This window comes from Streptomyces sp. NPDC101132 (genome assembly GCF_044759225.1).
Lineage (GTDB): Bacteria > Actinomycetota > Actinomycetes > Streptomycetales > Streptomycetaceae > Streptomyces.
The window spans coordinates 517,142-530,526 of record NZ_JBIVYX010000002.1 but is presented as its reverse complement, the minus strand read 5'-3'; the positions used below and the strand labels follow the sequence as shown (position 1 = coordinate 530,526).

Below are 13,385 nucleotides of genomic sequence, written 5' to 3'. Positions count from 1 at the left end.
GAGTGTCACGCACGTGCGTTCAGTAGTCGAAGGCGCGTGCGGTGTTGGCGGCGAGGGCCCCGGCCAGCTCGTCCTCGGAGATGCCCCTCACCTCGGCCATGGCGCGCACCGTGACCGGAATGAGATAGGGGGCGTTGGGCCGTCCGCGGTAGGGCGCCGGAGTGAGGAACGGCGCGTCGGTCTCGACCAGCACGAGGTCCAGCGGGGCGACGGCGAGGGCGTCGCGCAGGTGCTGCGCGTTCTTGAAGGTCATGTTGCCGGCGAAGGACATGTAGTAGCCGGCCTCCGCGCACTCCTTGGCCATTTCGGCGTCGCCGGAGTAGCAGTGGAAGACGGTGCGCTCCGGCGCGCCCTCCTCGCGCAGCACCCGCAGGACGTCCGCGTGGGCCTCGCGGTCGTGGATGACGAGGGCCTTGCCCTGCCGCTTGGCGATCTCGATGTGGGCGCGGAAGGAACGCTCCTGCGCGGCCATGCCCTCGGGGCCGGTGCGGAAGTGGTCGAGTCCGGTCTCGCCGACCGCCTTGACGTGCGGGAGGGCGGCCAGCCGCTCGATCTCGGCCAGCGCCTCGTCGAGGGCGGCCTCTCCCCCCGGCTGCCGGGCGCCCTGCCGCGACCACCCGTCGGGGTCGCCCAGGACGATGCGCGGCGCCTCGTTGGGGTGCAGGGCCACCGCGGCGTGGACGTTCTCGTACCGCGCGGCCGTCTCGGCGGCCCAGATCGAGCCCTTCACGTCGCAGCCCACCTGGACGACGGTGGTCACACCGACCGAGGCGGCCTTGGCGAGGGCCTCGTCGACGGTGCCGTCCTTCTGCATGTCCAGGTGGGTGTGCGAGTCGGCCACCGCCACCCGAAGCGGCTCGGGCAGCGGGGGCATCGCGTCCTTGGGGCTCATACAGCCGATCTTATGAGGAGCGGAAGAGCCTCTTGAGCCGGGCCAGGAGGCCGCGGCCCTCGCCGCGGTCCTCGGGCGTGAGCGCCACCGGTCCGGGGGCGTCGTGGGCGGCCGGCTTCCCGGGGACCGCCGCGTGCGCGGCACCGCGGCCCTTGGCACCGTGCGGCGACTTGCGCCGTCCGGGGTGGTGGGAGTGCTCGTCGAGGGTGGCGGGGACCGGGCCGGCTATCCCGGGGGCGATGCGGCGGTGGTGGTAGAGCTGGTCGAGCATGCCGAGGACCGAGGAGACCTGCCCTTCCCGCATGATCCGCACCACGTGCCCGCCGCAGTTCATGCAGGTGGGGTTGGAGAGCGGCGAAGGCACCCGTTCCCCGTTCACCGTGTACATGATGAACGGCTGGCCCTTGCCGTCGACGTGGTGCTCGATCTCGTACGACTGCTCCCAGCCGTAACCGCACTTCATGCACGCGAAGGAGTAGGCCTCGCGGACGGTGTGGATTCCGGCGCCGGCGGAAGGTGCCGCGGCCGGCGCCGCTGCGGGGACGGGGGTGTCTGCGATCTCACTCATGCCAGCTCCTCTGGTCCGCTGGTGGCACTAGCCAGTGGACGCCTGTTCCGGCGGGAGCGCATCAGGCCCTGTCGAGTTATGGACGGACTTTGGGGCGTTCATGCCCAAACTGCCCGGTGCGCGGCCTAAGCTTTGCTTTTCAGGTTAGCTCTTTACCCGTTTACGGCACCTTCTGAGCCGCATTCTTTGCCGCCACCACCGCGTCGAAGACCTCGCGCTTGGGTAGGCCCGCCTCGGCCGCCACGGCCGCGATGGCCTCCTTGCGCCGCTCCCCCGCCTCCTCGCGCACCCGCACCCGGCGCACCAGCTCCTCCGCGTCGAGTTCCTCGGGGCCGGTCTCGGGGGCGCCCTCGACCACGACCGTGATCTCGCCGCGCACGCCCTCCGCCGCCCAGGCGGCCAGCTCGCCGAGGCCGCCGCGCCTGACCTCCTCGTACGTCTTGGTCAGCTCGCGGCACACGGCCGCGCGGCGTTCCGCGCCGAAGACCTCGGCCATGGCGGCCAGGGTGTCGTCCAGCCGGTGCGGCGCCTCGAAGTAGACGAGCGTCCGGCGCTCCCCGGCCACCTCCCGCAGCCGGCCCAGCCGCTCGCCCGCCTTGCGGGGCAGGAAGCCCTCGAAGCAGAAGCGGTCCACCGGCAGGCCCGACAGGGCGAGCGCGGTCAGCACCGCTGACGGCCCGGGCACCGCGGTGACCTTGATGTCCTTCTCCACGGCCGCCGCGACCAGCCGGTAGCCGGGGTCGGAGACCGACGGCATCCCCGCGTCGGTGACCAGCAGCACGCGGGCGCCGCCCTCCAGCGCCTCGACCAGCTCCGGCGTACGGGCCGACTCGTTGCCCTCGAAGTACGACACGACGCGCCCGGTGGTGTGGATCCCCAGCGCCCTGGTCAGGCCGCGCAGCCGGCGGGTGTCCTCCGCGGCGATCACGTCCGCGGTCTCCAGCTCGGCGGAGAGCCGCGGCGGCGCGTCGGCGACGTCCCCGATGGGGGTGCCGGCGAGCACCAGGACACCGGCGGACGACGGCTGGGGACGGCTGACGGGAGGCTGCTGATCTGTCACCGCTCCATCCTCGCAGGCCCGATCGGGGGTCTCACACAGATGTGTTCCCTACGATGACCCGGTGACCAGTACCGCGACGCCTCAGCCCAGCCCCGCGGGGGCCCCGCCCGGCCCGCCGGCGGGCGACGAGACGCCCTCCTGGCCGCGGCGCCTGCGCCGGTTCGGCTACGTGCCCGCCCCCTCGGCCGCCGCCGACGCGCGCACCCGGCTGGTGCCGCCGTACGCACAGCCCTCGCCCGGGCTGTGGCAGGCGCTCGGCGTGCCGCTCGCGCTCGGCGAGCGGATCGCCCGGGCCATGGCGTGGGCGGGTCCGCTGCTGGTCGCCCTGGTCGCCGGAGCGCTGAGGTTCTGGCACCTGGGCAGTCCCAAGGCGGTGATATTCGACGAGACGTACTACGCCAAGGACGCCTGGGCGGTCATCCGGCAGGGTTACGAGGCCAGCTGGCCCAAGGACGTCGACAAGCTGATCATCAAGGACCCGACGGGCGTCGCGCTGCCGCTCGACCCGGGCTACGTCGTGCACCCGCCGGTCGGCAAGTGGGTCATCGGCCTCGGCGAGTGGATGTTCGGCTTCACGCCCTTCGGCTGGCGGTTCATGACCGCCCTGCTCGGCACCCTCTCGGTGCTGATGCTCTGCCGCATCGGGCGCCGGCTCTTCCGCTCCACCTTCCTCGGCTGCCTGGCGGGCGCGCTGCTGGCGGTGGACGGCCTGCACCTGGTGATGAGCCGGACGGCCCTGCTGGACCTGGTGCTGATGTTCTTCGTGCTGGCGGCCTTCGGGGCGCTGCTCATCGACCGGGACCGGGCGCGGGCCCGGCTCGCGGACGCGCTGCCGGTGGACGACGAGGGCCGGACGCGGCCGGACGCGCGGATCGCCGAGACGCTGAGGCTGGGCTGGCGGCCCTGGCGGCTGATCGCGGGCGTGTGCCTGGGCCTGGCCTTCGGCACGAAGTGGAACGGCGCGGTCGTCCTGGCCTTCTTCGGCATCCTGACGGTGCTGTGGGACGTGGCCGCCCGCCGGGTGGCGGGCGCGGGCACCCTGTACCCGCGCATGCTCTGGGACGCGGCGAAGGCGTTCCTGGCGACAGTCCCGGTGGCGTTCGCCGTGTACGTACTGTCCTGGACGGGCTGGATCCTCAGCCCGGACAACGGCAAGGGCGGGTACTTCCGCGACTGGTCCGCGAAACAGGGCGGCGTGTGGTGGGCCCCGGACTGGCTGAGCAGCCTCTGGCACTACGAGACCGAGGTCTACAAGTTCCACGTGGGCCTGACCTCGGGCCACACGTACGAGTCGAACCCCTGGAGCTGGCTGGTCCTCGGCCGCCCCGTCTCCTACTTCTACGAGTCCCCCGCCCCCGGCACCGACGGCTGCCCCGCCACCGAGGCCTCCAAGTGCGCCCGCGAGGTCCTGGCCCTCGGCACCCCGCTGCTGTGGTGGGCCGGCTGCTTCGCGCTCCTCTACGTCCTGTGGCGCTGGTTCTTCCGCCGCGACTGGCGGGCCGGCGCGATCGCCTGCGCCCTGGCCGCCGGCTACCTGCCCTGGTTCAACTACCAGGAGCGGACCATCTTCTACTTCTACGCGGTGGTCTTCGTCCCGTACCTGTGCCTGGCGGTCGCCATGCTGGCCGGCGCCCTCCTGGGCCCCCCGGGCGCCACGGAACGCCGCCGCACCGTGGGCGCCGTCGCCACCGGCGTCCTGGTCCTCCTGATCGTCTGGAACTTCATCTACTTCTGGCCCATCTACACCGGCCAGACCCTCCCGATGGACGCCTGGCGCAACCGCATGTGGTTCGACACCTGGGTCTAGCAGCAAAAACGACGGGCCCGGCACCTAAAGGTGCCGGGCCCGTCGTGGTCGTTGCCGGTGGTCGCTGGCCGTCCTGGGCCACCCCTAGACGGCCCACAGACGGCCCCAGCCGCCCCCCCAATCCGCAGTCGGACCTCTTGATCGATCACGGACGCTGAGGCTTGCGGGTATGACGCTGCTGTATTGCAACGGCTCCGGAGGCCCCGTGCGCCTGGGGTGTTTCAGCAGGTCAGCCGCCCACGAGCTGTTGGCCGGGTCTCGTCGGTCCACGAGTAGGCCGCGTGTTAGGCGCCTTCTCCACCAACGGCCAGCCTGGGGAGCGAGGCGGGCACCCGACGCCCATCCGTCAACCCCTTGAGGTGTGCGAACGCACCGCTCCCGGGTACGCATGTGCCAGCAGCATCTGACCAGGGTCTTTGGGTGAACCATGGACTACCCTGTCACCCGATCCTTACTCTGTGCAGTTACGAGAACTACGACGTCAGGATCGCCCATGACTACCTTTGGATACCGGCTGTTCGGCTTCCAGGTGTTTCGCGGGAACAGGCGGACTCCGTTGAACCTCCAGGACTGCGGCGGCGAGACGTATGCGGAGATAGCCGAGCGGCTCCTGAAGGCGCTTTCGGTAGGCACCGCCATTGGTGATCCAACCGATCAAGGGCAGGCCAAGCTTGAGGAATCTGGATCGATTGGCCTGCCAGCCCTTCGGGTGGACGAAGTCCGCGTTGTAGACAACACGGTCCGTGCGACTGTCTGGGCGGGTAAGTTCGGCAGTCATGAGAAAGCCATTGGGGATGACGCGGACAGCGATTCCGACATCTCCGACAAGGCTGCGAGCAACTTGCATCGCGTGGTCCTCGCCTTCCCGGATGATGACACCATGGGAATCTTGGCGGTTGAGACGATCGGGCGCTCATGCCCGATCTCGCCTCTCACTGGGTGGATGAAAAAGAAATCCCGCGAAGAGGCCACCCAGGGCAGCGATGAAGGTGCGTGGTGGAGGATCTCGGTTGAGCCACTGGCGGACGAAGAACGTCTCGCAGAGATGATTCGGGAAGGTCAGGCTCAGAAGCTTGTACTTGTGAAGCACTCCGTCACGGCGGGCCGGACTCGCGAAGTTCGGGACGTCGAGATCACGGCATCCCTTGCTGTGACTGGCCGGATGGACGAAGCTCTCAAGGTGGTCAGGGGTTGGTACAGGCGGAACCGAGAAGAAGCGGGGAACCCTGATAGCGCTGTTTCCACTGCTCAAGGGGTCCGGCAGCTCGCTGCCATCGTCGGACCTCAGGTTGAGAGCATGGACCTCGACGACGGGTGGGTAGAGATCCAGGATCCCGACGGCCAGGTCAAGCGGGTGAAGCCCAATCAGATGACGGAGGTCTTCACCTACCGGCTCTCCGAGGACCAGCCCGTTGTCACACCCGCCTTCTATGCTGCGGTTAGAGAGACGGCCCTCGGGCTGCAGCCCGCCGCCGGGGTGGCCATCGAGTGGCCCGTCTCCTGACTCAGGGGGGCGCAACGTGTCGGAGCGGTTCAATGTCCTGCCGGTCCTCCGTGGCCACTGGAAAGGCCTCACTGACGGCCGATACAGAGAGAAGCGAGCGGACGTCGTCGCTCGCCTCTCCCTGCTGCTGCCGCTCGCCGTCGTCGGGTTCATGCTATGGAGGCACGGGCAGTTGGCCGCGCCAGCCGCTCTACTTACCGGAGTGGCGCTCATGGCTGGTGGGATGCTTAGCGCTTTCACGCACCTGTCCACCCTGCGGTTGAAGATCACCGACTGGGAAAAGCCGGGAGTCGTGTCGAGGTTTGAAGTTGAGCGTGACATGCTCGATGAAACTGCTGCGCACCTCCTCACCGGATCATTGCTCTGCGCGCTTAACGCTGCAGTCCTGGTAATCGGCATGAATGTAAGTATCACGAAGGCTGGTCATCTTTACGGATTCTGGGCTGCTGCGGCTGCCGGGCTAAGCGTGTACGTGTTGATCGTATTCGTGTTTGTGATTCCGAGACTCTATTCGGCCTACGTGCAGATGAATAACGTCAGTGCCGAGCTGAGCGGATTTAACCGCAGCAAGAAAAATTCAAGCTGACCCGATCTCTTGGTAATGCGGTTGGTTGGGTGAATTTGGGGCCTGTGTGGGGGCTTCGGCTCGACCCCAGAGCCCCCGGTCCCACCCACAATCTGCCTGGCTCCCATCCCGTCTGCCCTCGACCCACACGTATGTGGAGCGGGCGCGGGCCCTGGCGTCCAGGTGGAGCGGGCCACTGTACGAACGACCTGGACGCCAGGGCCCGCGTCTGCTCGGCTTGCCTGGGTCGACGGCAGACGGGATGGGAGCCCTCATGCGCACCCCAACGGCGCCAGCACACGCATACGGCGCCCCCGCCATCCCGGAGCCTGAGCGCCCCCGCCGGAGGCATCGTTCTAGCGGGTAGCCGACCGAGCAGGCCGGTTCACCCCATCAAGCTCTTAGCCACTGTGGCGCGCGGCCGGCGGGCCGGGCGAGAGCGGGGCGGAGATAGGAGCGCAGGCCCGGGGCGACGGGCGCGCGACGCCACCTTGGGCGGCGGAAGCGCCCTTGATCGAGGCAGGGAAACCATCGCCTCGCTTCGGGCTACGTGGCTGGCGCCGGGGCCAGCCTGCTCGTGAAGCCCTGGTCGCACAGGCGTTGGTACGCCACAAGGACCGGCGTTGGTACCGGCAGGGAGACCATGAAGCCTTGCGAGGGGTAGAGCAACAAGCGTTGCAGAGCACCGACGAGCATGTCGACGACCATGCGCGGGTCGCCAATCGATTCGACGTAGTCGGGAAGCGTCATCGCTGTTGAGGCGCTGACCACGTCGACGTCGGGCCACATCTTGCGGGCGGTGGCGTACGCCCTGCGTTCCTCGTACGGCTTGCTGACCAGCAGCACCGAGTCGATGTGGTGGCCAGCCCGTTCAAGCAGTTCACGGGTGAAGCGGATGTTCTCACCGGTGTTCCGCGCCTGAGGCTCGACCAGTACGCGCTCTGGCGGAACTCCCAGTTCCAGCGCCCTTTCGCGATAGTGCACGGCCTCGCCCCGCGGCATCCGGTCGCGGGTCGTCGGGCTGGTGGCGCCAGTGAAGACGATCAGGGGTGCCATGCCGCGCCTGTACAGGTCGACCGTGGTGTCCGCGACGCCCAAGTCGTGGCTGCCGAGGCCTACGGCCACCGAGCACGGGCGCGGTTCGTGGTGCATCTGGTGAAAGTCCCAGATGAGTTCCGCGTCCGCCCACGCCTGGTCAGAGATCACTTCTGTTCGCCGCCCTTAGCCGAGTCCGGGACCTGGAACTCATACTCCCAAGCGAACCGTGACGCGGCGTGCACCCCGATGGCGAACTCGACGACCGTCCCATCTGCGGTGTACGTCGTCCGGTGCAGTTCCACCACCGGCTCGCCGGCCGGCAGCTTGAGAAGCTTCACCTCGTCCGCCGTGGGGACGCGGGCGAAGATCCGTTCCTTCATGTGGTCGATCTCGTAGCCCGCGTCATAAAGAACCTTGAAGCCGCCGCCCCGACCTGCCGGACCCGGCGTGGGGTCCACGATGCGCGTGCCTTCTACGTGCTCAGGGCGGTAGTAGCTGGTCAGCGTATGCGTGGGCTGCTCACCCTCCTTGACCAGGCGGGCTCGCGCGTACACCGGCGCCCCTTCGGGCAGCCCGTGAGCTTCGGCCACCGCCGCGGGTGCCTCGATGCGGCTGACGGACTGGGTCTGCTCGCCACGCTGGTACGCGCGGCCTGACGCCACGCGGTCCGCGATGAACGCGACCTCGTCGCCGTCGCGCCACTTCGCCTTGTCGTAGCGACTAATCCCGATGCGCTTCAACGGGGTCTGCGCACGGACCATCGTCCCGACGCCGCGCGACGAGGTGACCAGCCCTTCGGCCTCCAAGGCCTTGTACGCGGCATGGACGGTCGCCTTGGAACCCTCGCCCGCCTCGACCAGGTCGCGGATCTGCGGAAGGAGCTGGCCGGGCGTGTAGTCGCCGTTCCTGATCTGGTCAGCCAGCTTGTCTGCCAGCTCTCGCCACTTCGGTGCCACCGGGCACTCCTCTCGACTCGGCCAGTTTCGCACAGTCCTAGGACATTGACAGTCCTAGGACAGGGGTGCCATGGTTTCTCCAGGCGGCCGCCAGTCCTAGGACAGGAGACGCCTCTCGGAGGGTCCCCTTTGGCCTGTCCGAGCGATCCGAATAGGGGCCCGGGACAGAGCGGGCCGAGGGCGCCGGCAACCCTTTGCAGCCGGACGGCGGGCCTCTGCCTACCAACGGGAGCTCGTGTTCCCGGAAAGAGGTCGCAAGGAATTGATCAACCCCTCCGCGGCTCATCAGCCGCGGCCGGTTGCCTCCTCCGCCTGTCCGGTGCCGTCGGCGCCGTACGGGCGGGGTTGAGGGGAGCCGGTTTTTGGCCTGCTTCACGAACGAAGTGCGCCCCCGGTGCTGGAACACCGGGGGCGCTGTTCGGTCCCGTTCCTGGTGAGAGGAGCAAGACCCGATGGAGTCCATCGTTGCACGTCACATGGGTGTTACCGCGCTGCCGGCCGACCTGGAGCCGACGGCTGCGGAGCTGGACGCGATTGAGCTGGAACTGCCGCTGATCCTGGCGGAGCGCGATGTGCTGGACGCGCAAATCATGGTGCTGGACCGCGTGCCGTCCGAGGTGGACCTGACGCGGCTGCGGCGGGCGCGCCGGCGGGTGCTGGCGGCCCGTACCGCGCTGGAGAACCGGGCGGCGGCGGTGCCGGGTGGTGCGGCGTGAGCCGCAGGGCCCGCATCGCACTGGTGGCCGCCCTGGTGGCAGTGGTCGGCATGGCGTTCCGGGTGTCGTGGAACGCGCTGCGGGATGTGGCTCGCACGATCGGCGCCGACGACACCGCCGCGATGCTCTACCCGTTCGTGGTCGACGGCCTGATGGCCCTTGCCCTCGTCGCCGCCCTCGTCCTAACCGGTGACGGTCGGAGGTTCGCGCTGCGGGTGCTCGCCTCGTATACGGCCGCGTCGCTGGTGCTGAACTACGTGCACGGTCTGCACGGCACGTCGGGCCAGTGGGCGCGGTTGGCGGAGTCGGATGCGCTGAACTGGGCGCTCGTGCTGCTGGCCGCGTCGCTGCCCGTCGGGTCGATCTACTTCGGATCCGATCTGGTCGGCAAGGTCCTCCACCACCGACCGCACGCCGAATCGGATGCTGATGAATCGGTGCAGGTGCCTGTAAATCAGTCCATGGCTGACCTGCCCGAGTCGAGCCCCGAAGAGCCCACCTCCGCCCCCGTGCCGGCACTGCCCGGGTCGGGCGGCGACGAGGTGTTCGTCATGGGCGGGGGCGTGCCGGTCGCGGTGATGGGGCGGTCGGATCGGGTGGCTGCTGCCGATCGGCTGCGTGCTCGTCGGGCGACGGGTCGGGTCCCGGAGTCGGCCCGCTCCACGCGCACGGTTCGTACGTCGGATGAGTTGCTGGCTGAGGCTCGGGCGTTGACGGAGTCGTGGTCGGTGAAGGAGCTGACCGCGGATCGGCTGCGGCAGACGCTGCGGACGTCTCCGGCGAACGGTCGGATGGTGCGCGACACCCTTCGCGCCGAGCGCGAGGAGAACGCCGCGGCTGAGGCGGTGGCCGTCTCGTGAGCGCGATACCCGTCTATACCTGGCGCCTGGCCCCCGAGGGCCTGGCCACCCGCCGCCAACTCCGAGCCCTGGGCCTGCGGCCCGGCGGTCAGCCGGTCGTGGGGCAGGTCGAGCGGCCGCGCTTCCGGCGGCCGCCGCTGGTGGCCTACCTCTACCGCGTCGACCGGGCGTTGCCGGTGCGGCCGATGACCGCCCGCAAGTGGGGCGCTCTCGCGTTGGCGATGCTCGCGCGCCGCACCTGCCCCGCCTGCCGACGCGATGCCGGATACGTCATCCCCACCTCGCTCGGCATGTGCGTGACCTGCACGTACCCCGAAGGGAGCCCCTCGTGAACCGCCTCCCCGAACCTACCAATCCCGTCGGCGTGGTCCGCCTGCCGGACGGCACGTACAGGTATGCCGATCAGCTTCCCGCGGCTTACAGCGGGCCGCAGGTGGTGCATCAGCACATCCACCAGGCCCCGCCCGACCGCACGGTCCAGCGCATCGCACTCGGCTCCGGGGTCGGCGTCGGCGCGGTCGCGGCGGGGGTCTACTTCGGCCCGCTGCTCGTCGGCGCGCTGACCGCGATCGCGGCGAACCTCGCGATGCTCGCGTTCCTGGCCCTCGTGCTCGGCTGGGCGGTCCACACGGTTGTGAAGTCCGTCGGCGGCGCTGAGGGGAAGGCCGCGGCCAAGACGGTGGCCAAGGCCCGCTCGCGCAGGAGGCGGTGACCGTGTTCGCCGCCGGAGAGAAGGTGCTGATCGTCGCCTGCGAGGACGACCCGCGGGCCGTTGGCCGTACGGGGCGGATCCTCGACGAGGTTCCGCCGTGCTCGTTGACGGCCGGCCGCTGGACGGTTGCCGGGATCAGTTGGCTGATCGCCCCAATGCTGTGCCATGCCCACGAGCTGAAGAAGACCGGACGCTGACCCACCCCATCAGGGAGTCCTCATGACCGGTAAGGCCCAGAAGGACCCGCAGTTCACCGCCCGCGAGAAGGCGCAGATCGCCTGGTACATCGCCCGGATGGCCAAGCGCGGGATCGCCGGAGAGAACGTCTACCAGCGCGACTTGGAGCGCAAGGTCGAGCGCATCATCGACGGCGCCCGCCAGCGCGAGGAGCGCGAAGCCGCGCAGGCCGACAAGGCCCGCAGTTCCCGCTAGCTGTGCCCCGGGGCGGCCGTACGCCCGGCCAAGGAAGCCGGCCGCCCCGGGCCCTGCCCCGCTCATCACGAGACACGACAGGACATTCAGCATGCCCGAGAACGTCGTACCCCTCTTCAAGCAGAGCCCCGAAACCGCTGCTGAGCCCCTCACCCTCGTTCCGCCCACCCCTGAGCCGTCGTTCGGCGTGCGGTCGGTGCGGGTGCTAAAGCGCACCTTGGCCGCGATGCGTGATGCGGTCGTCAACGACCGGACGCGTACCGCGGCCCGGATGTTCGTCCGGCACGGCCTGTACGTGCTGGGCGGCGGCCGGATCGCGTTCCGCCGCGCGTGGGACGGGCGGACCGGGTCCCGCTATCAGCGGATGATCCGGGCCGCGGAAGCGGCCGGGAACTGGGAGGAGGCCAAGGAGTGGGAGGACCGCCTGCACCGCTTCCGCGCCGACCGCCACCGCCGCCGCATGGACCTGATCAAGGCCCCCCAGGACGTGGCCCGCAACGCTTTCTACGCCCTACTCACGGCCGCCGGCGGACTGCTGGGCCTGGGCATCGCGCTGGCCATAGCCAACAAGGACGCGGCCTACGTGTTCGGCCCCCTGATGGCCGCGATCGAGCTGATCCGGTGGGTCACCATGGTCGGCACCGTGGTGTGGGGACCGCTGGTGACGGTCGGCCCATGGGCCGTACTCGGCGCCCTGTGGGGGCTGGGCCGCCACCAGCAGACCGCACCCCAATGGGCCCTGCCCGCCCAGCAGCGCGACGACGCCGGCGCCCCGATCACCCCCTCCATCGTCGTCACCGCCCTGCGGGACCTGGGCATCGCACCGCTACGCAAGGCCATCAAGGACATGGGCGACGCCGGCGCCGCGATGCTCGGCCCGATCCGGATCGCCGGATGCGGCGTAGAAGTCGACGTCACCCTCCCCTCCGGCGTATCAACCGCTGAAGTGCAGGGACGACGCAGGAAGCTCGCGGAGAACCTCGCCCGGCACGAACACGAGGTGTTCATCACCCTCCCGACCGCCGCCCGCACCGTGCGGCTGTGGATCGCCGACTCCGGCGCGCTGGACGAGCCGATCGGCCCGTCCCCGCTCGTCGTCGACGACACCCTCACCGCCGACTACAAGTCGGGCCGCGCCCCATGGGGCCAGGACCTGCGCGGAGACGCCGCGCTGATCAGCCTGTACCAGCGGATGCTGCTGATCACCGGCCTGTCCAACCAGGGCAAGACCGCCGCCCTCCGAGCCCTCGCCCTGTGGCTGGCGCTGGACAAGACGGTCGAGTTCCGGATCGCCGACCTCAAGGGCGTCGGGGACTGGGGCATGTTCGACGGACTCGCCACCACCCTCATCCAGGGCCCGACCGACGAGCACGTCATCGACGCCACCGACATGCTGGAAGCCGGTGTCGCGGAGATGGAACGCCGCATCCAGGCCCCGGCCGGCACGGTCTTCCCGCCCCTGGTCCTGATCGTCGACGAAGCACAGGTGGCATTCATGTGCCCGGCCGTCGGCGCCGACAAGCGCCCCTACGGCGGGTCCAAGGCCACATCCCGATACTTCATGGCCGCGCGGAAAATCCACAACCAGGGTCGGGCTGTGGACGTGCTGCTGTGGGAGGGCACCCAGGACCCGACCGACCAGAACCTCCCCAAGCTGGTCCGCGAGGGCGCCCACACCCGCATCAGCCTCGCCCTGGGCACCGAGTCGCAGGCCCGCATGGCACTAGGGGACAAGGCCGTGGACGGCGGTGCGGCCCCGCACCTGCTGCGGCAGGGCCTGGACAAGGGGACCGTGGTCGTCGCCTCGGACGGCATCGCCATCCCCGCCGGTCAGGCCTCCATCACCGTCCGCACCCACTACATCGACACCGACACCGCCCATGCCGTCGCCGACCGGGCCAAGGCCCTGCGCAGCGGCACCGTCACCACCGCCCACACCGTGGCCGATGCGGCCGAGTGCGACCCGCTCGCGGACATCGCGACCGTCCTGGGCACCGAATCGCGGGTCCTGACGCAGGACGTCCTCAAGCGGCTCGCCGCGCTCAACGAGAAGGCGTACGGGCGGTGGTCGTTCATCGACCTCAAGCGCGTCCTGGACGGCACCGGCGCCGAACCCTACAAGTCCGACGGCCGCATGGTCATCAGCCGCGACCGCATCACCCGCGCCCTCACCAACTTCGGGGGCAACGGTTCCGCTTCCGCCGCCCAGTAGAGGGAGCCGCACCCCGACAGGCCAGGGAGGCAGGGAGAACTCCCTGAGCCCCTCCCTGACCTG

At 69.7% G+C, this 13,385-nt stretch carries 15 protein-coding genes; 10 read left to right on the top strand and 5 right to left on the bottom strand.

Annotated features, from left to right (window positions below; all coding sequences use genetic code 11):
- Nucleotides 1-19: 19 nt before the first annotated feature.
- From ACIQUR_RS06620 to rsmI, 3 genes are all read right to left on the bottom strand, one after another.
- Nucleotides 20-892, bottom strand: a complete 873-nt coding sequence (locus ACIQUR_RS06620) for a TatD family hydrolase (RefSeq protein ID WP_403659292.1) — start codon at nucleotides 890-892, stop codon at nucleotides 20-22.
- 10 nt (nucleotides 893-902) lie between these two features.
- Nucleotides 903-1,460: a hypothetical protein gene (locus ACIQUR_RS06615; RefSeq protein ID WP_403659289.1), complete on the bottom strand. Its 558-nt coding sequence runs from the start codon at nucleotides 1,458-1,460 to the stop codon at nucleotides 903-905.
- 160 nt (nucleotides 1,461-1,620) lie between these two features.
- Entirely contained in the window at nucleotides 1,621-2,520 is a 900-nt protein-coding gene (gene rsmI / locus ACIQUR_RS06610; RefSeq protein WP_403659286.1) for a 16S rRNA (cytidine(1402)-2'-O)-methyltransferase, read from the bottom strand.
- Between the two features lie 61 nt (nucleotides 2,521-2,581).
- Here rsmI and ACIQUR_RS06605 point away from each other — a divergent pair, with 61 nt between their 5' ends.
- From ACIQUR_RS06605 to ACIQUR_RS06595, 3 genes are all read left to right on the top strand, one after another.
- The gene (locus ACIQUR_RS06605) at nucleotides 2,582-4,327 is read left to right on the top strand and encodes a dolichyl-phosphate-mannose--protein mannosyltransferase (protein ID WP_403659283.1); all 1,746 of its coding nucleotides are present in this window, start codon (nucleotides 2,582-2,584) and stop codon (nucleotides 4,325-4,327) included.
- A gap of 493 nt (nucleotides 4,328-4,820) precedes the next feature.
- Nucleotides 4,821-5,831, top strand: a complete 1,011-nt coding sequence (locus tag ACIQUR_RS06600; RefSeq protein WP_403659280.1) for a hypothetical protein — start codon at nucleotides 4,821-4,823, stop codon at nucleotides 5,829-5,831.
- 16 nt (nucleotides 5,832-5,847) lie between these two features.
- Nucleotides 5,848-6,417, top strand: coding sequence for a hypothetical protein (locus tag ACIQUR_RS06595; RefSeq protein WP_403659277.1), 570 nt, complete (start codon nucleotides 5,848-5,850; stop codon nucleotides 6,415-6,417).
- Nucleotides 6,418-6,942: 525 nt separating this feature from the next.
- On the opposite strand, the gene ACIQUR_RS06590 is transcribed toward ACIQUR_RS06595, so the two are convergent.
- On the bottom strand, nucleotides 6,943-7,602 hold the full coding sequence (locus ACIQUR_RS06590; RefSeq protein WP_403659275.1) for a YdcF family protein: 660 nt from the start codon (nucleotides 7,600-7,602) through the stop codon (nucleotides 6,943-6,945).
- Nucleotides 7,599-8,390 carry a GntR family transcriptional regulator gene (locus ACIQUR_RS06585; protein WP_403659272.1) on the bottom strand — a complete coding sequence of 264 codons (792 nt, stop codon included), beginning with the start codon at nucleotides 8,388-8,390 and terminating at the stop codon, nucleotides 7,599-7,601. Before ACIQUR_RS06585 ends, ACIQUR_RS06590 begins: the two co-directional genes overlap by 4 nt.
- 452 nt (nucleotides 8,391-8,842) lie before the next feature.
- Between ACIQUR_RS06585 and ACIQUR_RS06580 the strand changes: the two genes are divergently transcribed.
- From ACIQUR_RS06580 to ACIQUR_RS06550, 7 genes are all read left to right on the top strand, one after another.
- Nucleotides 8,843-9,106, top strand: a complete 264-nt coding sequence (locus ACIQUR_RS06580) for a DUF6284 family protein (protein ID WP_403659269.1) — start codon at nucleotides 8,843-8,845, stop codon at nucleotides 9,104-9,106.
- Nucleotides 9,103-9,966 carry a DUF2637 domain-containing protein gene (locus ACIQUR_RS06575; protein WP_403659266.1) on the top strand — a complete coding sequence of 288 codons (864 nt, stop codon included), beginning with the start codon at nucleotides 9,103-9,105 and terminating at the stop codon, nucleotides 9,964-9,966. The genes ACIQUR_RS06580 and ACIQUR_RS06575 overlap by 4 nt, the downstream gene beginning before the upstream one ends.
- Entirely contained in the window at nucleotides 9,963-10,298 is a 336-nt protein-coding gene (locus tag ACIQUR_RS06570) for an RRQRL motif-containing zinc-binding protein (RefSeq protein ID WP_403659262.1), read from the top strand. Before ACIQUR_RS06575 ends, ACIQUR_RS06570 begins: the two co-directional genes overlap by 4 nt.
- The gene (locus ACIQUR_RS06565) at nucleotides 10,295-10,678 is read left to right on the top strand and encodes a DUF6251 family protein (protein WP_403659260.1); all 384 of its coding nucleotides are present in this window, start codon (nucleotides 10,295-10,297) and stop codon (nucleotides 10,676-10,678) included. Before ACIQUR_RS06570 ends, ACIQUR_RS06565 begins: the two co-directional genes overlap by 4 nt.
- A complete protein-coding gene (locus ACIQUR_RS06560) occupies nucleotides 10,675-10,875 on the top strand; it encodes a hypothetical protein (RefSeq protein ID WP_403659258.1) in 201 nt (66 codons plus the stop codon). Before ACIQUR_RS06565 ends, ACIQUR_RS06560 begins: the two co-directional genes overlap by 4 nt.
- Nucleotides 10,876-10,897: 22 nt before the next feature.
- Entirely contained in the window at nucleotides 10,898-11,110 is a 213-nt protein-coding gene (locus ACIQUR_RS06555) for a DUF6257 family protein (RefSeq protein ID WP_403659255.1), read from the top strand.
- Between the two features lie 91 nt (nucleotides 11,111-11,201).
- Nucleotides 11,202-13,322 (top strand): ATP-binding protein, encoded by a 2,121-nt coding sequence (locus tag ACIQUR_RS06550; protein WP_403659252.1) that lies wholly within the window; start codon nucleotides 11,202-11,204, stop codon nucleotides 13,320-13,322.
- Nucleotides 13,323-13,385: the final 63 nt, after the last annotated feature.

Bases quoted from the DNA above. Each gene is read 5' to 3' on its own strand.
- ACIQUR_RS06555 (WP_403659255.1), top strand. From the start codon at position 10,898: ATGACCGGTAAGGCCCAGAAGGACCCGCAGTTCACCGCCCGCGAGAAG.
- ACIQUR_RS06615 (WP_403659289.1), bottom strand. From the start codon at position 1,460: ATGAGTGAGATCGCAGACACCCCCGTCCCCGCAGCGGCGCCGGCCGCG.
- ACIQUR_RS06580 (WP_403659269.1), top strand. From the start codon at position 8,843: ATGGAGTCCATCGTTGCACGTCACATGGGTGTTACCGCGCTGCCGGCC.
- ACIQUR_RS06620 (WP_403659292.1), bottom strand. From the start codon at position 892: ATGAGCCCCAAGGACGCGATGCCCCCGCTGCCCGAGCCGCTTCGGGTG.
- ACIQUR_RS06600 (WP_403659280.1), top strand. From the start codon at position 4,821: ATGACTACCTTTGGATACCGGCTGTTCGGCTTCCAGGTGTTTCGCGGG.
- ACIQUR_RS06550 (WP_403659252.1), top strand. From the start codon at position 11,202: ATGCCCGAGAACGTCGTACCCCTCTTCAAGCAGAGCCCCGAAACCGCT.